The 19,753-nt window shown below is 73.4% G+C and carries 15 protein-coding genes; 9 read left to right on the plus strand and 6 right to left on the minus strand.

All coding sequences use genetic code 11. The features are described from left to right. The first annotated feature begins 139 nt into the window (after positions 1 to 139). From guaA to JAO84_RS22425, 4 genes are all read left to right on the plus strand, one after another. Positions 140 to 1,732 (plus strand): glutamine-hydrolyzing GMP synthase, encoded by a 1,593-nt coding sequence (gene guaA, locus JAO84_RS22410; protein WP_370414457.1) that lies wholly within the window; start codon positions 140 to 142, stop codon positions 1,730 to 1,732. 140 nt (positions 1,733 to 1,872) lie between these two features. Beyond that, positions 1,873 to 2,679, plus strand: a complete 807-nt coding sequence (locus tag JAO84_RS22415; RefSeq protein ID WP_370414458.1) for a class II aldolase/adducin family protein — start codon at positions 1,873 to 1,875, stop codon at positions 2,677 to 2,679. A gap of 136 nt (positions 2,680 to 2,815) precedes the next feature. After that, positions 2,816 to 4,057 (plus strand): hypothetical protein, encoded by a 1,242-nt coding sequence (locus tag JAO84_RS22420; protein ID WP_370414459.1) that lies wholly within the window; start codon positions 2,816 to 2,818, stop codon positions 4,055 to 4,057. 157 nt (positions 4,058 to 4,214) lie between these two features. Next, complete coding sequence (locus tag JAO84_RS22425; RefSeq protein WP_370414460.1) at positions 4,215 to 4,769, plus strand: DoxX family protein; 555 nt, start codon at positions 4,215 to 4,217, stop codon at positions 4,767 to 4,769. 156 nt (positions 4,770 to 4,925) lie between these two features. On the opposite strand, the gene JAO84_RS22430 is transcribed toward JAO84_RS22425, so the two are convergent. After that, complete coding sequence (locus JAO84_RS22430; protein WP_370416837.1) at positions 4,926 to 6,389, minus strand: PspC domain-containing protein; 1,464 nt, start codon at positions 6,387 to 6,389, stop codon at positions 4,926 to 4,928. Between the two features lie 168 nt (positions 6,390 to 6,557). On the opposite strand from JAO84_RS22430, the gene JAO84_RS22435 reads away from it, so the two are divergent. Both JAO84_RS22435 and JAO84_RS22440 read left to right on the plus strand, forming a co-directional pair. Then, entirely contained in the window at positions 6,558 to 7,826 is a 1,269-nt protein-coding gene (locus JAO84_RS22435) for a PspC domain-containing protein (RefSeq protein WP_370414461.1), read from the plus strand. After that, positions 7,823 to 8,536 (plus strand): LuxR C-terminal-related transcriptional regulator, encoded by a 714-nt coding sequence (locus JAO84_RS22440; protein ID WP_370414462.1) that lies wholly within the window; start codon positions 7,823 to 7,825, stop codon positions 8,534 to 8,536. Before JAO84_RS22435 ends, JAO84_RS22440 begins: the two co-directional genes overlap by 4 nt. A 33-nt stretch (positions 8,537 to 8,569) precedes the next feature. Here JAO84_RS22440 and JAO84_RS22445 read toward each other — a convergent pair whose 3' ends face one another. Further along, positions 8,570 to 9,658 carry an NlpC/P60 family protein gene (locus JAO84_RS22445; RefSeq protein ID WP_370414463.1) on the minus strand — a complete coding sequence of 363 codons (1,089 nt, stop codon included), beginning with the start codon at positions 9,656 to 9,658 and terminating at the stop codon, positions 8,570 to 8,572. A 353-nt stretch (positions 9,659 to 10,011) separates the two neighbouring features. Between JAO84_RS22445 and JAO84_RS22450 the strand changes: the two genes are divergently transcribed. Next, on the plus strand, positions 10,012 to 10,365 hold the full coding sequence (locus tag JAO84_RS22450; RefSeq protein WP_370414464.1) for a hypothetical protein: 354 nt from the start codon (positions 10,012 to 10,014) through the stop codon (positions 10,363 to 10,365). A 41-nt stretch (positions 10,366 to 10,406) separates the two neighbouring features. Here the strand turns inward: JAO84_RS22450 and JAO84_RS22455 are convergent, their stop codons facing one another. Next, positions 10,407 to 11,585: an NlpC/P60 family protein gene (locus tag JAO84_RS22455; RefSeq protein WP_370414465.1), complete on the minus strand. Its 1,179-nt coding sequence runs from the start codon at positions 11,583 to 11,585 to the stop codon at positions 10,407 to 10,409. A gap of 306 nt (positions 11,586 to 11,891) precedes the next feature. Here JAO84_RS22455 and pcrA point away from each other — a divergent pair, with 306 nt between their 5' ends. Continuing rightward, on the plus strand, positions 11,892 to 14,342 hold the full coding sequence (gene pcrA / locus JAO84_RS22460; protein WP_370414466.1) for a DNA helicase PcrA: 2,451 nt from the start codon (positions 11,892 to 11,894) through the stop codon (positions 14,340 to 14,342). 92 nt (positions 14,343 to 14,434) lie between these two features. On the opposite strand, the gene JAO84_RS22465 is transcribed toward pcrA, so the two are convergent. Both JAO84_RS22465 and JAO84_RS22470 read right to left on the minus strand, forming a co-directional pair. Continuing rightward, complete coding sequence (locus JAO84_RS22465) at positions 14,435 to 16,027, minus strand: M23 family metallopeptidase (protein ID WP_370414467.1); 1,593 nt, start codon at positions 16,025 to 16,027, stop codon at positions 14,435 to 14,437. A gap of 250 nt (positions 16,028 to 16,277) precedes the next feature. Beyond that, positions 16,278 to 17,099, minus strand: coding sequence for an esterase/lipase family protein (locus tag JAO84_RS22470; protein WP_370414468.1), 822 nt, complete (start codon positions 17,097 to 17,099; stop codon positions 16,278 to 16,280). Between the two features lie 224 nt (positions 17,100 to 17,323). On the opposite strand from JAO84_RS22470, the gene JAO84_RS22475 reads away from it, so the two are divergent. After that, the gene (locus JAO84_RS22475) at positions 17,324 to 17,731 is read left to right on the plus strand and encodes a cobalamin B12-binding domain-containing protein (RefSeq protein WP_265867557.1); all 408 of its coding nucleotides are present in this window, start codon (positions 17,324 to 17,326) and stop codon (positions 17,729 to 17,731) included. Between the two features lie 63 nt (positions 17,732 to 17,794). Here the strand turns inward: JAO84_RS22475 and JAO84_RS22480 are convergent, their stop codons facing one another. Further along, positions 17,795 to 19,390: a DUF5691 domain-containing protein gene (locus JAO84_RS22480; RefSeq protein ID WP_370414469.1), complete on the minus strand. Its 1,596-nt coding sequence runs from the start codon at positions 19,388 to 19,390 to the stop codon at positions 17,795 to 17,797. Positions 19,391 to 19,753: the final 363 nt, after the last annotated feature.

Consider the following 19,753-nt stretch of genomic DNA (forward strand, 5'->3'; position numbering starts at 1 on the left):
ACCCCGCGCGGAAGCCGGGGGCAACCCGGGTTCGGATGGTGAGACGAAAGCCGGCCGCGGCGCGCCGGTAGAATCGACAAATAGCCCCCTTCGGGGGAACCCCCCGGGGAACCCCTCCTACCGCCGGAAGGCCGCCGTAGTGTCATCAGCGCCCCCCGCTGCCGCGCCCGACGTCACCAACCCGGACGTAGTCCTCGTTGTCGACTTCGGGGCCCAGTACGCCCAGCTCATCGCCCGACGCGTCCGTGAGGCGCGGGTCTACAGCGAGATCGTCCCGTCCACCATGCCGGTGGCCGAGATGCTGGCCAAGAACCCGAAGGCGATCATCCTGTCCGGCGGCCCGTCGTCGGTCTACGCCGAGGGCGCCCCGCGCCTCGACCGCGAGATCTTCGAGGCCGGCGTCCCCGTCTTCGGCATGTGCTACGGCTTCCAGCTGATGGCCACCACGCTCGGCGGCACCGTCGACAACACCGGTGCCCGTGAGTACGGCCGCACCCCGCTGCACGTCTCCAAGTCCGGCTCCACCCTCTTCGAGGGCACCCCGGCCGAGCAGTCGGTGTGGATGTCGCACGGCGACGCCTGCTCCGCCGCGCCCGAGGGCTTCGCCGTCACCGCGTCCACCGACGTCGTGCCGGTCGCCGCCTTCGAGAACGACGAGAAGAAGCTGTACGGCGTCCAGTACCACCCCGAGGTGCTGCACTCCACGCACGGCCAGCAGATCCTGGAGCACTTCCTCTACCGCGGCGCCGGCATCGAGCCCACCTGGACGACCGGCAACGTCATCGAGGAGCAGGTCGCGGCCATCCGCGCCCAGGTCGGCGACAAGCGCGCCATCTGCGGTCTGTCCGGCGGCGTCGACTCCGCCGTGGCCGCCGCGCTCGTCCAGAAGGCCATCGGCGACCAGCTCACCTGCGTCTACGTCGACCACGGTCTGATGCGCAAGGGCGAGACCCAGCAGGTCGAGAAGGACTTCGTCGCCGCGACCGGCGCCCGCCTGGTGGTCGTCGACGCGGAGAAGCGCTTCCTCGACGCCCTCGCCGGCGTCTCCGACCCGGAGACCAAGCGGAAGATCATCGGCCGCGAGTTCATCCGCGTCTTCGAGCAGGCGCAGCTGGAGATCCTCCAGGAGGAGGGCCCCGAGGTCGCCTTCCTGGTCCAGGGCACCCTGTACCCGGACATCGTCGAGTCCGGCGGCGGCACCGGCACCGCCAACATCAAGTCCCACCACAACGTGGGCGGACTCCCCGACGACATCGAGTTCGAGCTCGTCGAGCCGCTGCGGCAGCTCTTCAAGGACGAGGTCCGCATGGTCGGCCAGGAGCTCGGCCTGCCGGACGAGATCGTCCAGCGCCAGCCGTTCCCCGGCCCCGGCCTCGGCATCCGCATCGTCGGCGAGGTCACCAAGGAGCGCCTGGACCTGCTGCGCGAGGCCGACGCCATCGCCCGCGAGGAGCTGACCGCCGCCGGTCTCGACCGCGAGATCTGGCAGTGCCCGGTCGTGCTGCTCGCCGACGTCCGCTCCGTCGGCGTCCAGGGTGACGGCCGCACCTACGGCCACCCGATCGTGCTGCGCCCGGTGTCCTCCGAGGACGCCATGACCGCCGACTGGTCGCGCCTGCCGTACGAGGTGCTCGCCCGCATCTCGACCCGCATCACCAACGAGGTCGCCGACGTCAACCGCGTCGTCCTCGACGTGACCAGCAAGCCGCCGGGCACCATCGAGTGGGAGTAGTCCCTCCCGTACGCGCTGCCGTACGCGCAGCCGTGCGGGATTGAAGCCGTCGGCCCCCGTTTCGCACCGGGGGCGGCGGCTTCGCCGTTTGTCCGTACGGACTCTGGTGAGTTGACCTGCCGGGCGTTACCTTCCGGCGCATGACCGAGATCCCGGCGCCCGCCCCCGCCCCGGCCCCCGTCCCCGTCGACCGGCTCCACTTCGCCATGCCGCCCGTCCACGCGACGGCCGGCGAGGAGCGCGCCCACCGCAAGCAGCGGCTCGCCGCCGCGCTGCGGACCTTCGGGCGGCTCGGTTACGAGGAGGGCGTCTCCGGGCACATCACCGCCCGCGACCCCGAGCACCCCGACTGCTACTGGGTGAACCCCTTCGGCGCCCCCTTCGCCGACCTCACCGCGAGCGATCTCATCCTGGTCAACGGCGCCGGACAGGTCGTGTACGGCGACCACCACGTCAACCAGGCCGCCTTCACCGTGCACGCGGCCGTGCACCGGGCCAGGCCCGACGTGGTCGCGGTCGCCCACACCCACTCCCCGCACGGCCGGGCGCTCGCCGCGCTCGGCGAACTGCTCGACCCGATCACCCAGGAGTCCTGCGCCTTCTACCAGGACCACGCCCTCTACGACGCCTACACCGGGGTCGTCGTCGACCCCGAGGAAGGGCGCCGGATCGCCGTCGCGCTCGGCACCTTCAAGGCCATCGTGCTGCGCAACCACGGACTGCTCACGGTCGGCTCCTCGGTCGACGCGGCGGCCTGGTGGTTCATCGCCATGGAACGCTGCGCCCAGGTACAGCTGACCGCCCGGGCCGCCGGCAAACCGGTCCTGATCGACCACCGCGACGCCGTCGCCACCCGCGAGCAGCTGGGCAGCGACCTGGTGGCCTGGATCAACTACCAGCCGCTGTGGCGGCGGATCAGCCGGGCGGAGCCCGAACTCCTGTCGTAGAACACTCCTTTCCGTCAATGTGATGACTCTTCAATCACTCCCGCGCGAGGGGTGCCGGACCCCGCGAAGGGGCATCGCGTGCGGCACAATTCCCAGGAATCAACAGGCAGTTGACCGATCGGGAAGGGGGCGCGCCATGGCGGTGCAAGAGGCGAGACAGGACGGGGCGTGCCTCGCGGAGGGCGGCGGCTGCCCACACTGCGAACGCTCCGGCCACCGGCGGGCCGTGGCCGCCTTCCTCGCCCGGCGCGACGAGCTCGCCGCCGGCCACGGAGTGCCCGCCGCTCTTGCCCACTCGCCGGTCGCCTCCCGCCAGTGGGTCTCCGACGAGCTGGCCCAGTCCGCCCGTACGGTGGCGGCGCACGGCCCGGCGGCCGGCCACGCCCGCTCCGGCCGGGTCCACCGCGGCACCCTGGCCGCCGTGTGGGGCGCCGTCCTGGCCCTGCTCCTCGGGCAGGCCCTTACCGCCCTCGGCACCGGTTGGACCACGCCGCGCACCGCCGCCCTCGGCGCCGCCGCACTGCTCGCCGCCGCCCTCACCGGCGCGGCCCGGCTGCACCGCGACCGGGGCGGCGTCCTCGCCCCGCTGCTCGGCGAGGACAACCGGCTGTCCACCTCCCGCACCGTCGCCGCCTGCTGGCTCCTCCTCTCCGTCCTCGCCCTGCTCCAGCTCGCCCTCCTCCTCGCCCTCGGCGCCCCCTCCGTGGACCTCGGACTGCGGCGCGGCGCCGGACTGCTCGCCGTCCTCGCCCTCACCGGCTGGACCGTGGTGACCTCCCGGCTCGTGGTGTCGCTGCGGGTGGCCGCCCGCCGGCTGCAGAAGGTCCGCGCCGACCGGCCCCGGCCCGCCGACCTGCTGTGCGACGACGACGGCCGGGCCGACCTCGCCGACGTTCAGTACGTCCTCGTCTCCACCTCCGTCCTCGCCGTCACCGCCGTCCGGCTCTGCCGCGCCCCCGACCGGCTGCCCGAACTTCCCTGGGCCCTGGTGCTCCTCCTCGCCGTCTCGGTGACCTGCCACCTCGCCGCCAAGTGCGCCCAGGGCGGCCGGCCCAAGATCTTCTCGGTGGTCCGCTCCCGCGAGGCGGGCGACCTCGACGCCCCGATCCGCACCGGCGACGACATCGAGATCCGCGGCACCGGCTTCGTCCCGGCCGGCGCCGCCGCCCCCGAGCCGCTGACCCGCCTGGTCGTCCGGGTCGGCCCGGTCCACGCCCATGTCCCGCTGGTCCCCGTCCCCGGCGGCTTCGCCAACCCCACCGACACCGTCCTCACCGTCCCGCTCCCCGCCGACGTGGAACCGGGCCGGGTCGAGGTGTCGGTGGTGACCGCCGCGGGCGTCGAGACCAACCGGGTCACCATCGACGTCCTCGACTGACCGCCGCCAGGCCCCCGGACGGGTCTCCGTCCCTTTCCAGCCCCCTTCCCGCCCCATTTCCCGCTCCTTTCCCGGCCCCGGGAATGTCCCCGCGCGGCGAATGCGGGGAGAATCGTGCCCTGAACGCAGGTACGGGGCTCGGAGAGGTGGCCGGAAGATGGCGGGACGGACGGACGGAACGACCGAGGGCCCGGACTCCGGCGGCCGGTCCGGCGGCTCGGCTCTCCTCACCGGCCCGGGCGTCCCCGGCGGCTGGAAGGCGCTCGCCACCCGCTACGCCCTCGTGCCCCTGCGGATCTTCCTCGGCATCACCTTCATCTACGCCGGACTCGACAAGCTCACCGACTCCTCCTTCCTCGCCGACACCGGCCCCGAGTCCATCGGTGAGGTCATGCGGGGCGTCCGGGACACCTCGGCCCTGCCCGCCCTCGTCGACCTGGCCCTCAAGAGCCCCGTCGGCTTCGGCTACGCCATCGCCCTCGGCGAGCTCGCCGTCGGCATCGGCACCCTCTTCGGGCTCTTCGCCCGGGTGGCCGCGCTCGGCGGGGCGCTGATCTCGCTGAGCCTGTGGCTGACCGTCAGCTGGCAGGTGAACCCGTACTACCTCGGCAACGACCTCGCCTACCTCATGTCCTGGCTGCCGCTGCTGCTCGCCGGCGCCCCCGTGCTCTCGCTCGACGCGCTCCTCGCCGACCGCCGGCGTATGCGATAGGCCGTCCAGGACGTCACGGCCGCGAGGCCGAGGCCCCCGCACAGCACCGGTATCACCAGGTACCAGGCGACGGACCAGGCACCGCTCGCGTCGCCCAGGAACAGCGCCGCAAGGGCGAGCGCCGCCAGGCCCAGGACCAGCCGCCCGGGCCGGAACTCATGAAGCAGCACGGGTGACCTCCACCTGTCCGAGGGCGACCTCCAGGAAGAGGTCGATCGTGCCGCCCGGGGCGACCCCCGGCGGCGGGACGAGCGTCCGGGTCTCGTCCAGGTCCGGCGCGATGTCGATGTCGTCACCCGAGGGGCCCGTCGGCGCGGTCGGCACCACTGGCGGCACCGGCGCCGGTATCGCGCTCGGCGACACCGACGACCGCCCGGGATCCGTCGGGGCCGTCGGGGCGACCGGCGGCACCGGGCGGCTCGGCTGGTCCGGCGGCAGCTGCAGATCGCCCAGGCCCACCTGGGCGCGCAGCGTCACCGTCGCGTTCCGCGGCACGATCACCTCCAGCTTGCCCGCGCCGACCTCCACCCGCGTCGACACCTTCGTCCCCGCCGGGACGGCGAGCCGCGACAGGTCGAGCGTGCCCACTCCGGTGCCCAGCTCGTACTGCGGCTGCACCCCGGCGACCGCCGCCGGCCGCCAGGTCTCCCGGGCCCAGACGGTCGAGATCTCCTTCGGGAGCGCCGAGGCGACCGCGAGGAGACCCGCCGTGAGGACCATCAGACACAGCGTGCCGAACCCGGTGCGGCCGAGGAAGCTGCTGACGAGCAGCCCGACCCCGATCACCCCGAGCGCCGCCGCGAGACCGATCTGCAGACTGGTGCCCAGCGGATGCCCGTCCCACGACAGACCCGTGCCCAGACCGCCGGCCATCAGCGCCAGCAGGAACACCAGGCCGCCGATCGACAGCGGCTCGCCGCCCACCCGGGCCGAGGGCGTCGGACGCCCCGGCAGCGGGGTGCCCCACTGCCCGCCGGGCGTCGGCACCTCCCCGTCGACCCTGCCGTCCTTGTCGACGATCCCGTGCGGGCCCCAGAGATAACCGATGGCGACCTTGCCGGTCGACCCGTCCTTGACGAGCGGGTCCCGCCACCAGGACGGCCACTCCACCAGCGGCGGAGCCTTGGTCTCCGGCGGCGCCTCGGCGACCGCGAGCGCCGCGGCCGCGTCTATCCGGCCGCCCTCCTCGGCCGTCGCGGCGACCGACGGCCGCCGCTGCGACCACACCGCCGCCCCGCTCACCGCGACCGAGAGGATCAGCGCGAACGCCAGCGTCCCCCCGTTCCGCAGCATCGACAGGAAGATCCCGCAGCCCACGAGCGCCATCAGCACCGCGGACAGCGACGAGCCCGACACCCGGCCGGTGAGCAGCCTGCGGCCCTCGTTGTCCTCCTCGCCCGCGAGCGGTATCACCAGCCACGCGAAGCCGTAGAAGATCAGTCCGACGCCGCCCGTCACCGCGAGCACGCCCAGCGCGACGCGGAAGATCACCGGGTCCAGGTCGAAGTGCCGGCCGAGGCCGCCGCACACGCCGGCCACGACCTTCTGCCCGCGCGACCGCCGCAACGGCGGGGCGGGCGGGGCGTCCGCCGGCGGCGGGGCCTCGTGGGGCGAAGGCATGGAACTCGTCATGCGTCCATGGTGACCGCCCGTGACGCCCCGCGGCACCGGGACCGACCCTGCCTTGACCCTGATCTTCCCGGGGCCCCGTACCCCGAGACGGTTCCGGGGCCGATATCCGGGCGGACCCTGATGCCCGAGGGCCGCCGGACGTGTGACGATCGGTGCATGTCCGCATCCGCTCGTGTCACCGACCTCGACGAACCGCCCGTGCGCAAGCTCTACCGCAGCGCCGACGGCCGGTGGCTCGGCGGTGTCGCGCGCGGTCTCGCCGGACACCTCGGCCTGCCGGTGATCTGGGTCCGCGCGTTCTTCGTGGCCCTCATGCTCGCCGACGGCCTCGGAGCGCTGCTGTACGCGGTGTTCTGGATCGTCGTCCCGCTCGGCGTCGGCGGCCGCTCCGCGCCCCGCCCGATGTTCGAGACCACCCCCGACGGCCGCAAACGGCTCCGCAAGCCCGACCGCGGCCAGGTCTTCGCGCTGATCGCGCTGGCCGTCGGCATCTCCGCCTTCGTCGGCAACCTCAACGTGGACAAGCAGGCCGGCCGCTACATCTGGCCCTCGCTGCTGATCGGCGTCGGCGTCGTCCTCGTCTGGCGGCAGGCCGACAACGCGCGGCGGGCCAGCTGGACCGACCCAGGCCGGCGTCGCCGGGTCTTCCAGCTCGCGCGCGGCCTCGTCGGCGTCGGCCTGGTCGGCACCGGACTCGCCGTCTTCATGGTGGTCCGCGGCTCCGCCGCCCAGCTCGGCACCGCGCTGACCGCCGCCGTCGCCGTGCTCACCGGCATAGCCCTGCTCGCCGGGCCCTGGCTGGTGCGCATGTCGCAGGACCTCGGCGAGGAGCGGACGCTGCGCATCCGCGCCCAGGAGCGTGCCGAGGTCGCCGCCCACGTCCACGACTCGGTGCTGCACACCCTCACCCTGATCCAGCGCAACGCCGAGGACCCGGGCGAGGTGCGCCGGCTCGCCCGCGCCCAGGAGCGGGAGCTGCGGAACTGGCTGTACAAGCCGGAGGGCACCGGCAAGGACGAGGACGAGGAGCCCTCGACCCTCGCCGAGGCCGTCAAGCGCGCGGCGGCCGAGGTCGAGGACAAGCACGGCGTGCCGCTGGAGGTCGTGGTCGTCGGCGACTGCCCGCTCGACGAGAAACTGGGCGCGCAGATGCAGGCCGCGCGCGAGGCGATGGTCAACGCCGCCAAGTACGGTGGCGAGGGCGGGCCGGTGCAGGTGTACGCGGAGGTGGAGGGCCGGATGGTCTTCGTCTCCGTGCGGGACCGCGGCCCCGGCTTCGACCTGGACGCGGTGCCGGACGACCGGATGGGCGTAAGAGAATCGATCATCGGCCGGATGCAGCGCAACGGCGGATCGGCACGGCTGAGATCCGTGCCGGGCGGGGGCACCGAAGTGGAGCTGGAGATGGAGAGGGCGGACGGATGAGCGACGGGACCGAGGCCGTGACCGAAGACGGGGCGGCGGCGGACGCGGGGCGCCGGGTGCGGGTCGTGCTCGTCGACGACCACCGCATGTTCCGCACCGGGGTGCAGGCCGAGATCGGCCGCACCGATGTGACGGGCGTCGAGGTGGTCGGCGAGGCCGCCGACGTCGACCAGGCGGTCACCGTGATCACCGCCACCCGACCCGAGGTCGTCCTCCTCGACGTGCACCTGCCGGGCGGCGGCGGCGTCGAGGTGCTGCGCCGCTGCGCCGGCCTGATGGCGGCGGCCGAGAACCCGGTCCGCTTCCTGGCCCTCTCCGTGTCCGACGCGGCCGAGGACGTCATCGGGGTGATCCGGGGCGGCGCCCGCGGCTATGTCACCAAGACGATCACCGGCACCGACCTGGTCGACTCGATCTTCCGGGTCCAGGAGGGCGACGCGGTGTTCTCGCCGCGCCTCGCGGGCTTCGTCCTGGACGCCTTCGCGTCGACCGACGCCCCGCCGGTGGACGAGGACCTCGACCGGCTCACCCAGCGGGAGCGCGAGGTGCTGCGGCTGATCGCCCGCGGCTACGCGTACAAGGAGATCGCCAAGCAGCTCTTCATCTCGGTGAAGACGGTCGAGTCCCATGTCTCGGCGGTGCTGCGCAAGCTCCAGCTGTCCAACCGGCACGAGCTGACCCGCTGGGCCGCCGCCCGCCGCCTCGTCTGACCTCCCGGGGCGGCCTCAGGGGCGGGATCCGGGTCACCCCACCCGGGTCGCGCCCGCGAAGGGCATCTCGTCGATCGGGGCGACCCGCACCGGGGCGCCCGGGCGCGGGGCGTGGATCATCTGGCCGCCGCCGATGTAGAGGCCGACGTGGCTGATGCCGGAGTAGAAGAACACCAGGTCGCCGGGGGCCAGTTCGGAGCGGGAGACCCGGCGGCCGGCGTTGATCTGGGTGTAGGTGGTGCGCGGCAGCGACACCCCGGCCGCCCGCCAGGCGGCCTGGGTGAGCCCCGAGCAGTCGTAGGCGGACGGCCCGGTCGCGCCCCACACGTACGGCTTGCCGAGCTGCGCCCGGGCGAAGGAGATGGCCGCCGCGGCGCGGCTGGTCGGGGCGGAGATCGGCCCGCGCAAGGTGCCCGCCCGGTCGGCCCGGTCCGCGGCGGCCGGGCCGGCGGAGGAGGCGCCCGCCGCGTCGTGGCTGCCGGCGGCGACGGCGGCCTCGTAGCGGGCCCGTTCCTCGGCGGTGAGCCGGGCGAGCAGGGTCCGCGCGGCGTCCAGCTTGGTCTGCACGGTGGTCTTCTGCCGGCGCAGCTCGGCCTCGTGCGCCCGCAGCTCCGTCAGCCGGCCCTCGGACTGGGCCCGCAGCTGTCGGACGGCGGTGAGCTCACGCCGTACCGCGGTGAGGGCGGCGGCCTGCCGGTCCCCGGCCTTCTCGGCGAGCGCGGCCCGCTCCAGGTACTGGTCCGGGTCCGAGGTCAGCGCGAGCTGGATGGCCGGGTCGAGCCCGCCGGAGCGGTACTGCGCGGCGGCGACCGCGCCGAGCGCGTCGCGGGAGCGGTTGAGCCGCTCGGTCCGCCGGGCGGCCTCGTCGCGCAGCCGGTCGAAGCCGGCCCGTGCCGCGTCGGCCTGCTCCTTCGCCCCGTTGTACTTCTCGGTCGCGACCTCGGCCTCCTCGTACAGCCGGTCGACCTGGGCCTTGACCTGCGCCGGAGTGGGGTTGGGCGCTGCGTGCCCGGAGCCTTCGAAGACGGTCGCGGTGGCCGCCGAGGCGAGGGCCAGGGTGGCGGCGGTGCGGACGGCCTGGCCGCCGAGGGGGGACTGCTTGGGCCTGCGGTGTGCTGCCACGAGGGCGGGTCACATCCTTTCCCTGTGGGGGACGCTGCCCGCCGGGGCCGGCGGCGGCCCGCACAGGGGAACGCGCCGCCGCCGGTTTTCTCGGCGGGGGCGGCCGACAACCGCCGGAGTACGGCGGTGGTGGGGAGCCGGCCACCTGGGGGAGGACGCTAAACCTGGCCCCCGCCCGGCGGCCCGGCGTTGACCGCAATTGGCGCGGGATGGCGTTTCGGGACCGTTCCCGTTCGTCCGGGGCGTTGCTCGGACGGCCCTTCGGGCAGCCCCCTGACCGATGCGCGCCGATGCGCGGGACAAGGTGGACCCGCCCCGAAGCCCCTGCTATGGCCCCGGTTAGGCTCCGCCCCATGGACGTACTCATTCATGTCTTCGTCGCCCTGCACATCATCGGAATCGGCGCGCTGCTCGGCGGATTCCTCACCCAGATGAAGGCGATGGGCGCCGGTACGGCCCGCTTCACCCCGGCGATGCTGCACGGTGCCCTGACCATGCTGGTCACCGGCGTCGCGCTCGTCGGCATACACCAGGCCGAGGGCCACACCGTCAACAACATCAAGATCGGCGTGAAGCTCGCGATCCTGGTCGTCATCCTCGGCCTGGTCTACGTGAAGCGCGACGAGGAGCAGGTCGACAAGGCCCTCTTCGGCGCGGTCGGCGGCCTGACCCTGGCGAACATCTTCATCGCCACCCTCTGGGTCTGAGCCGCCCCGCAAGCATCGCCCCCGTGCGCCCCGCCTGACGCTCAGGCCGGGCGCACGCTGCCGTAGATCGGCATGTAGTAGATCGACTCCTCGCGGACGTAGGCGCCCGGCTTCGGGGCGTGGATCATCTTGCCGCCGCCGATGTAGATGCCGACGTGGCTGATGTCGTCGTAGAAGAAGACGAGATCGCCGGGGAGCAGGTCGGCGGTGGCGACCCGGGTGCCGACCTTCACCTGGTCCCAGGTGGTCCGGGGGAGGTCGACGCCGGCGGCGCGCCAGGCGGCCTGGGTGAGGCCGGAGCAGTCGTACGACTCGGGGCCGGTCGCGCCCCACACGTACGGCTTGCCGATCTGGGCACGGGCGAAGGCCAGCGCCTCGGCGGCCTTCGTCGCGTACGAGGAGTCGCCGGTCGGCGGCGGCGTCGTGGGCGTCGGGTCCGGCGTGGGCGTGGTGGGCGTGGGGGTGGCCTCCTTGCGGGCCGCCTCCTCGGCCGCCGCCTTCGCGGCCGCCTCCGCCTTGGCCTTCTCCTCCGCCTTGCGGCGCGCCTCGGCCTCCCGCTTGCGCTCCAGCTCCGCGAGCCGCGCCTTCTCCTCGGCCGTCAGCTTCGCGAGCAGCGTGCGCGCCTCGGCGAGCTTGCCCTGCACGGTCTGCTTGGTGCGCCGCAGCTTGTTCTGCGAGGCGGTGAGGGCGGCCAGGCTCCGGGTGGCCTCCTGCCGCTGCTTCGCGGCGGCGGCGCGCTGGGACTCGTACGTCCGGACCGCCTCGCGCTGCTGCTGCGACAGCCGGTCCATCAGGTGGGTCTGGTCGAAGTAGTCCTGCGGGCTGTCCGCGAAGATCAGGGTGGCGGTCGGGCCGACCGCCCCGCCCCGGTACTGGGCCGCCGCGTACGCGCCGAGCGCGCGCCGCGAGGTGTTGATCTCGTCGGTGCGGCGGGCCACGTCGTCGAGGACCTTGGCAAGCTCGCGCCGCTGCCGGTCGGTGGCCTCCTTGGCCCGGTCGTACTCCTGGGTGGCCACGCCGGCCTCCCGGTACAGCTGGTCGACCTTCTCCTTGATCTCCTCGACCGTGGGCTTGGCCGCGGGCGCGGGCGCCGCCGGGGCGGCCTGCGCGCTCTGCCCGGACAGCAGGGTCACCGAGGCGAGCGCGGCCGTCGTGACACCGACGGCGGAGGACTGGGGACGGGTGGTGCGCGGCTTGCGATGGGTCGCCAAGGCCGGCATCTCCTTCCGTGGACGCCGGCACGCGACGGCCCGAGTGGCGTGGGGGTGGGCCGGGTACGACGTGGGTCGGCGTGGGCCGCCCGCTCGGCGTGGTTCGCCGACGGTGGAGTGCGGTAGGGGACGGGCTGCTTGGGCGTGCACGCTAGCGACCCCTGGGACGGGTGGGAAGCCCGGTGCGCCTTATGTCCGATACATTTTCGTGACCTGAAGCGGATCGTCGCCCTCCGTGAGATCGCGGTCACGTAGGCGGTCGCGTTCGCGGGACCGGGACCGGCTGTCAGTCCGGCGCCCTAGACTCGTTAGGCGATGAGCAACAGCCTCTTTGACGACAGCTTCCTGGCGAGCCTCCAGCACCACGCGGAGGAGCCCCCGCCCCTGCCCGAGGACGACGAGCACGGCGCCCCCGCCGCGGAGGAGGTCCCGCACGACCTCTTCGGGGAGCACTTCGACGCGCCCCCGGCCGGCCGCGACGCCTACTACCGCGACGGTGCCCACCGCCCCGTCGCGGACCCCGCCGCGCTCCTGGACGGGCTCAACGAGCAGCAGGCGGCCGCCGTCGTCCACACCGGCTCGCCGCTGCTCATCGTCGCGGGCGCGGGCTCCGGCAAGACCCGGGTGCTCACCCACCGCATCGCGTATCTCCTGGGCACCCGGCACGTCCACCCCGGCCAGATACTCGCCATCACCTTCACCAACAAGGCCGCCGGCGAGATGAAGGAGCGCGTCGAGCAGCTCGTCGGCCCGCGCGCCAACGCCATGTGGGTGTCCACCTTCCACAGCGCGTGCGTGCGCATCCTGCGCCGCGAGTCGAAGAAGCTCGGCTTCACGTCCTCCTTCTCGATCTACGACGCCGCCGACTCCAAGCGCCTGATGGCGCTGGTCTGCCGCGACCTGGACCTCGACCCGAAGAAGTTCCCGCCGAAGTCCTTCAGCGCCAAGATCTCCAACCTGAAGAACGAGCTGATCGACGAGGAGACCTTCGCCGACCAGGCCGCCGACGGTTTCGAGAAGACCCTCGCCGAGGCCTACCGGATGTACCAGGCCCGGCTGCGCGAGGCCAACGCGCTGGACTTCGACGACATCATCATGACGACGGTCCACCTGCTCCAGGCCTTCCCGGACGTCGCCGAGCACTACCGCCGCCGCTTCCGGCACGTCCTCGTCGACGAGTACCAGGACACCAACCACGCCCAGTACACGCTGGTACGGGAGCTCGTCGGCACCGGGTACGAGGACCTCGGCCCGGCCGAGCTGTGCGTCGTCGGCGACGCCGACCAGTCGATCTACGCCTTCCGCGGCGCGACCATCCGCAACATCCTCCAGTTCGAGGAGGACTACCCGGACGCGACCACGATCCTCCTGGAGCAGAACTACCGCTCCACGCAGACGATCCTGTCCGCCGCCAACGCCGTCATCGAGCGCAACGAGTCCCGCCGCCCCAAGAACCTCTGGACCAACGCGGGCGCCGGCGCGCAGATCACCGGCTACGTCGCCGACACCGAGCACGACGAGGCGCAGTTCGTCGCCGACGAGATCGACCGGCTGACGGACGCCGGCGACGCCAAGGCCGGCGACGTCGCCGTCTTCTACCGCACCAACGCCCAGTCCCGCGTCTTCGAAGAGATCTTCATCCGCGTCGGCCTGCCCTACAAGGTCGTCGGCGGCGTGCGCTTCTACGAGCGCAAGGAGGTCCGGGACGTCCTCGCCTATCTGCGCGTCCTCGCCAACCCCGAGGACAACGTGCCGCTGCGCCGCATCCTCAACGTGCCCAAGCGCGGCATCGGCGAGCGCGCCGAGGCGATGATCGACGCCCTCTCCCTGCGCGAGAAGATCACCTTCCCGCAGGCCCTCAAGCGGGTCGACGAGGCGTACGGCATGGCGGCCCGCTCCGCCAACGCCGTCAAGCGCTTCAACACCCTCATGGAGGAGCTGCGCACCATCGTCGCCTCGGGCGCCGGACCCGCCGTGGTCCTGGAGGCCGTGCTCGAACGGACCGGCTATCTCGCCGAGCTGCAGGCCTCCACCGACCCGCAGGACGAGACCCGGATCGAGAACCTCCAGGAACTCGCCGCCGTGGCCCTCGAGTTCGAGCAGGAGCGGGGCGAGGAGGGCGGCACGCTCCCGGAGTTCCTGGAGCAGGTCGCGCTCGTCGCCGACTCCGACCAGATCCCCGACGAGGACGAGGAGGGCGCCGGCGTCATCACCCTGATGACCCTGCACACCGCCAAGGGCCTCGAGTTCCCGGTGGTCTTCCTCACCGGCATGGAGGACGGCGTCTTCCCGCACATGCGCGCCCTCGGCCAGACCAAGGAGCTGGAGGAGGAGCGCCGCCTGGCGTACGTGGGCATCACCCGCGCCCGCGAGCGGCTCTATCTGACGCGCTCCGCGATGCGCAGCGCCTGGGGCCAGCCCTCGTACAACCCGGCCTCGCGCTTCCTGGAGGAGATCCCGGCGACGTATCTGGAGTGGAAGCGGACCGGCCCGATGGCCAAGCCCGCCGGCCCGACCTCCGGGATCACGTCCTCGCTGTCCTCCTCGCGCTCCCGCTCCGGCCCGTCCGGTTTCGCCACCCGCCGCACCAGCGACAAGCCGGTGATCTCGCTGCAGATCGGCGACCGGGTCACCCACGACCAGTTCGGCCTCGGCACGGTCATGGCCGTGCAGGGCGCGGGCGCCGACGCGCAGGCGACGATCGACTTCGGCGGCGAGAAGCCGAAGCGACTGCTGCTGCGGTACGCGCCGGTGGAGAAGCTGTAGCGGTAGCCGTAGCGGCTGTCTTGTTGCGGGCGTTACGGCGAAGGGGCCCCGGCCGGTGATCGGTCGGGGCCCCTTCGCGTACGGGTGCGGGCTCAGCTGGTCGGGTCGAGACCGTGCTTGAGCAGCCAGGGCAGCGGGTCGATCGCCGAGCCGCCGCCCGGCCGGACCTCGAAGTGGAGGTGCGGGCCGGTGGAGTTGCCGGAGTTGCCGGAGTACGCGATGACGTCGCCGGCCTTGACCTTGCCGGAGCGGATCTTGGTGCTGCTGAGGTGGCAGTACCAGGTCTCGGTGCCGTCCGGGGAGGTCACGATCGCCATGTTGCCGTAGGCGCTGTTCCACTGGGTGCGGACGGTGCCGTCGGTCGCGGCCATCACGGGCGTGCCGTACTGCACCGGGAAGTCGATGCCGGTGTGCAGCGACATCCAATTGACGCCGGCCTGGCCGTAGCGGGCGCTGAGCTGGTGCAGCTTCACCGGGAGCAGGAACTTGGGGCGGAGGGCCTCCTTGCGGGCGGCCTCCTCCTCGCGCTTCTTCTTCTCCGCCTCCTGGCGGAGCTTCAGGTCGATGCGCTCCTGGGTGCGGCTGGCGCGGTCGCCGAAGTCGCGGGCGTCGGCGCTGAGCGCGGCGAGCTGCGTGTCCAGCTTGCTGTTGGCGGCGACCTGCTGCACCGAGGCCGGGTCGGCGGCGGCGAGGGAGGTCGTGTCGTCCTTCTGGTCCGCGCCGGAGTCGGTGAGTCCGCTCACCGAGGCGGCGGCGATGCCGGCGACGCCCATCACGCAGGCGGAGGGGACGGCGACGGTGAGGAGCGCGGAGCGCTTGGCGGGCGTACGGCGCCGGCCGCGGCTGCCGCCGCCGGCGCGGCGCACCGGGCGGGCCGGCAGCTCGGCGCCGGCGAGCGCGGCGCCGTCGAGCTCCAGGGCGACCATGGTCTCGGCGTCGTGGAAGGTGTCGGGGCCGGAGTCCGGCTCGCCGTGCTCCCGCTCGGCCCCGGCGTCCGCGTCCGCGTAGGTCTCGTGGGCCGCGTCCGCGTAGTCCGCGTCCGTGTAGTCCGCATACGCGGCGTGCTCGGAGAGCTCGACCTGCTCGGGCTGTTCGGTGTGCTCGGAGTACGTGGGGTACTCGGCGTAGGCGTAGCCGGAGTCGTACGTCGTGCCGTACTCGGCGGAGTACTCGGGCGTGGAGTACTCGGACGCCGAATATTCGGGGGCCACGTATTCGGGTGCCGAGTATTCGGCGGCGGGAAATTCGGTGGCGGAGAACTCCGCGCTGTGATCAGGTGTGTACTGCTGGGGGACGATCGGCTCGGCCGTGCCCTGGTTCCAGGCGGTGGCGTCGTAGGCGCCGGTCTCGTAGCCCGGGGTCGTCCACTGGGCGGTGGTGTCGTACGAGGCGAAGGCGGCGGCCTCGTACTGGCCGGTCTGCTGGGCCTCGGTCCACGCGGTGGCGTCCCACTGGCCGGTGGCGGTGTAGGAGCCGTAGGAGCCGGTGTCCCACTGGCCACTCTGGCCGCTCTGGTCGGCGTAACCGGTGTAGTCGCCGTATGCGCTCTGACCCGTGTCGTATCCGTAAGCGGAGGCGTACTCGGTGCCGGTGGCGCCGGTGCCGAACAGGGGGTCTACGGCGAAGCTGCCTGTGGTCTGGGTGGCGTCCGTGACGTACCCGGCGTGGGGGTGCTGGTCGTTCACCAACTTCTCTCTCGCCTCGGCAGCAGGGGGTCAAGCAGTGGCGTGACTGTACCCGGCGGTACGCGCGGCGGACAATCTTCAAGGTGTTTCGAGCCGCCCGGAACCGGGCAATCGGCCGTCTTTCGGTGGGTACCGGGGACAGGTTTGGCTCTGTGTTCGAAGAACGTTCGAAGAACGGGCACATTCTGACGGCTCGTCAGGTCCGTCGGGTCCGCAAAGTCGGCCAGAAGGGCCAGACGTGTCAGACGCGTCAGGCCACCGAGGACGCCCCCGCCGCATCGTCCCGCGCGCCGGCCGCCGGACCGCCCTCGTCGAGGGCGCGCAGGATGCCGGCCGCGACCGTCGGGTGCACCGGCAGCGCCAGATGCCCGATACCGCTGACCCGCACGTTCTGCACGATGAGGTCCGGGTGCTCGAGGCGCGCCGTCTCCACCGGGACCATCACCTGGTCCAGATCGCTCCAGAAACTCACGAAACGGGTACGACAGCCCGGCGCCGGGCCCGCCAGCTCCCGCAGCACCTCCGAACCCGGCCGCATCTGGCGCACCAGCGGATGCGCGTCCGCCACGGCCAGCGGCGCGAAGGCCGTGCCGGAGTGCGGGGTGCCCAGCATGGCCAGGGTGCGCACCCGGGCGTCACCGCCCAGGCGCTGTACGTAATAACGGGCGATGAGCCCGCCCAGGCTGTGGCCCACCAGATCGACCTCTGTGTGTCCGGTGCGGTCGAGGAGGTCGGTCACCCGGCGGTCGAGCAGCTCCGCGGCGGTGCGCAGGTCGCAGGTGAGCGGGGAGTAGTTGAGCGACTCGACACAGTCGCGGCCGTGCCGGGCCAGGGCGCGGCGCAGCAGGACGAAGACCGAGCGGTTGTCGACGAAGCCGTGCAGCAGCACCACCGGGCGGGCGGCCGGGCCGCGGGCACCGGCGGTGGCGCCGGAGGCGGCCGGGGAACCGGCGGTGGTGCGGCGTTCACCGACGAGTCCCGAGGGATACAGGGCCAGATGTCCCGCGAGGACCGCCAGCTCCAGGGCGGCGGCCTTCATCCGGTCGGCGAGCGCGGTGGGGAAGAGCTCCATCGCCGACCTCCGTCCCGAACGGCGGTGCGCCGCACCTCCGTGCCGTGCGGCTGGCGGCGCGGGTGTACGGCGACCCCGATGCGGCTCCTCCGGGGAGCGATCCATGTCCCACGTGTGATTTCCCCCTCCCTGTCCACCGCGAAACGGGCGCGTGCGGGATGCTGGCGATAACGTTCGTTCACCTCCCCGGCAAAGACGCGCGGGGGTCGCATGTGGAGGCAGTGATGGGTGTGACCGGTCCGATCCGCGTGGTGGTCGCCAAGCCGGGTCTCGACGGCCACGATCGCGGGGCCAAGGTGATCGCGCGGGCGCTGCGCGACGCCGGTATGGAGGTCATCTACACGGGCCTCCACCAGACGCCCGAGCAGATCGTCGACACCGCCATCCAGGAGGACGCCGACGCGATCGGCCTGTCCATCCTCTCCGGCGCGCACAACACGCTCTTCGTGAAGGTCCTGGAGCTGCTGAAGGAGCGCGACGCGGAGGACATCAAGGTCTTCGGCGGCGGCATCATCCCGGACGCCGACATCGCTCCCCTCAAGGAGAAGGGCGTCGCCGAGATCTTCACCCCCGGCGCCACCACCGCCGCGATCGTGGAGTGGGTCAACGCGAACGTGCGCGTGGCGGCCTGAACGGCCTGACACCGTACCCCGGGGTCCCCGGACCCTGGGGTGTGCGCTGGTCCCTCGGGTCGCTCAGCTTGCGCCGCTCAGCTCCGCGTGCATCGCCGCCCGCAGCTCCAGGGTGGACACCAGCCGCTGGAAGGCCTCCGACCAGTAGCCCGCGGCGCCCGGCGACGCGTCCTCCGGTTCGGCGGACACGGTGGTGAGCGCCGCGAGCTGCGGCGCCGCGTCCGGAGCCAGACAGCGCTCGGCAAGCCCCATCACGCCGCTGAAGCTCCACGGATAGCTGCCGGCGTCCCGCGCGATGTCCAGGGCGTCCACGACCGCCCGGCCCAGCGGCTCCGCCCACGGCACCGCGCACACCCCGAGCAGCTGGAACGCCTCCGACAGGCCGTGCGCCGCTATGAACGAGGCGACCCAGCCGGCCCGCTCCTCCGCGCCGAGCGTCGCGAGCAGCTGTGCCCGCTCCGCGAGCGAGGACGTGCCCGGGCCCGTGGCCTGCGGGGCGGCCGGGGAACCGAGCAGCGCCCGCGACCAGGCCGCGTCCCGCTGCCGTACCGCCGCCCGGCACCAGGCCGCGTGGAGCTCGGCCTGCCAGTCGTCCGCGACCGGCAGCGCCACGATCTCCTCCGGCGACCGCCCGCCGAACCGGGCCGGCCAGCAGCCCAGCGGCGCCGCCTCCACCAGCTGGCCCAGCCACCAGGACCGCTCGCCCCGCCCGGTCGGCGGGGTCGGCACCACCCCGTCGTGTCGCATCCCCGCGTCGCACTCGTGCGGCGCCTCGACCACGATCGTCTCCGCGCCCCGCGTACGGTCCAGGGACACGCACGACGCGGCGCGCCCCGCCATCCGACCGGCCAGCGCGGACGCGGGCAGCGCCGAGAGCAGTTCGGCGGCCGTCGCCCGTACGTTACGGCTGCGGTCGGACAGGGCCGCCTCCAGGAACTCCTCGTCCGACGGACCGAGCCCCGCCCGCAGCGAGTCCAGGAACATCAGCCGGTCCTCGGCCCGCTCCGCGCCCCAGGTCGAGGCGAGCAACTCCCGGCCCCGCGCCGGATCCTCGGCCCGCACGGCGGCCAGCAACGCGACCCGCTCCGCGAACAGGCCCTCCTCCCACAGCGCGCGCACCCCCTCCGCATCGGCCGGATCGGGCAGCGCTCCCGCGCCGCCGCCCCCGCCCGTGCCGCGCAGGGCGAACTTCCACTCCGGGTTCAGCCGGGCCAGCCACAGGCCCCGGGGCCCGGCGAAGGCCAGCGCCTGGGGCCGCAGATCCGTCCGGGCGCGCGCCGCGTCGAGCAGTGCGGGCAGTGCGGCGGCCGGCGCGCGACAGCCCCGCTCGTTGGCGGCCGCCAGCCACTGCGGCAACAGCTCCGCCAGATCCGGCGCCGCCCCGCGCCGCCCCCCGGCCGGCGCGGGCGCGGCCCGGCCCGCGAGCAACTGCCCCAACCGCCGCCGCGCCGCCGCCGGCAGCACGGGCCGCGCGTCCTCCGGCGCCACCTCCAACGGCGCCGCGGCCGCCCCGGGCCGCAGCCCCGCCCTGCGACGCACGGTGTGCACGGCCGCGGCATCGAGCAGCGCGACCGCCCCGCCGTCCCCGCCGCCCGGCGCGAGCGGCTTCCGGTCGGTGCCAAGGAGCGCGGACGTGACGAGGTCTTCCCAGGCGTTCATGGACTCCTCCAGAGGTGGTTGGGTGGCTGACGGGGGCGGGGTGGGGTGGGCTGTGGCCTTCGAGCAGGTCGCCCGGGCCGGGCCGAGGGCCGGCCGGACGGGAGGCGGATCGGGTCGGAGCGGGTCGGACCGGGTCGGAGCGAAGCCGGGAACGGCGGCCGGTGCGGGCGGCCTTGGGACAAGGGCGGTGCCGGCCGTGATGCCCAGGGGGTGTCTCGCCGACCATGTGGCGCTCGCGACCGGTCGGACAGGACACCCCTCGGCTCGGGACACCTCTCGGCCGTGCGCCCGGGGACGCCGAAGCGGACGGACCCCGTCTGGCGGTGCCGGTGCCGACGGCCTTCTCCCGGCCGCGCCCGAAGG

The sequence above is a fragment of the Streptomyces fradiae genome (assembly GCF_041270065.1).
GTDB lineage: Bacteria > Actinomycetota > Actinomycetes > Streptomycetales > Streptomycetaceae > Streptomyces.

What these genes read in the sequence shown, in the direction of transcription:
- JAO84_RS22415 (WP_370414458.1), top strand. Translation starts at nt 1,873, where the DNA reads ATGACCGAGATCCCGGCGCCCGCCCCCGCCCCGGCCCCCGTCCCCGTC.
- JAO84_RS22450 (WP_370414464.1), top strand. Translation starts at nt 10,012, where the DNA reads ATGGACGTACTCATTCATGTCTTCGTCGCCCTGCACATCATCGGAATC.
- JAO84_RS22420 (WP_370414459.1), top strand. Translation starts at nt 2,816, where the DNA reads ATGGCGGTGCAAGAGGCGAGACAGGACGGGGCGTGCCTCGCGGAGGGC.
- JAO84_RS22425 (WP_370414460.1), top strand. Translation starts at nt 4,215, where the DNA reads ATGGCGGGACGGACGGACGGAACGACCGAGGGCCCGGACTCCGGCGGC.
- JAO84_RS22455 (WP_370414465.1), bottom strand. Translation starts at nt 11,585, where the DNA reads ATGCCGGCCTTGGCGACCCATCGCAAGCCGCGCACCACCCGTCCCCAG.
- JAO84_RS22480 (WP_370414469.1), bottom strand. Translation starts at nt 19,390, where the DNA reads ATGAACGCCTGGGAAGACCTCGTCACGTCCGCGCTCCTTGGCACCGAC.
- JAO84_RS22440 (WP_370414462.1), top strand. Translation starts at nt 7,823, where the DNA reads ATGAGCGACGGGACCGAGGCCGTGACCGAAGACGGGGCGGCGGCGGAC.
- JAO84_RS22430 (WP_370416837.1), bottom strand. Translation starts at nt 6,389, where the DNA reads ATGCCTTCGCCCCACGAGGCCCCGCCGCCGGCGGACGCCCCGCCCGCC.
- JAO84_RS22435 (WP_370414461.1), top strand. Translation starts at nt 6,558, where the DNA reads ATGTCCGCATCCGCTCGTGTCACCGACCTCGACGAACCGCCCGTGCGC.
- JAO84_RS22475 (WP_265867557.1), top strand. Translation starts at nt 17,324, where the DNA reads ATGGGTGTGACCGGTCCGATCCGCGTGGTGGTCGCCAAGCCGGGTCTC.
- pcrA (WP_370414466.1), top strand. Translation starts at nt 11,892, where the DNA reads ATGAGCAACAGCCTCTTTGACGACAGCTTCCTGGCGAGCCTCCAGCAC.
- JAO84_RS22470 (WP_370414468.1), bottom strand. Translation starts at nt 17,099, where the DNA reads ATGGAGCTCTTCCCCACCGCGCTCGCCGACCGGATGAAGGCCGCCGCC.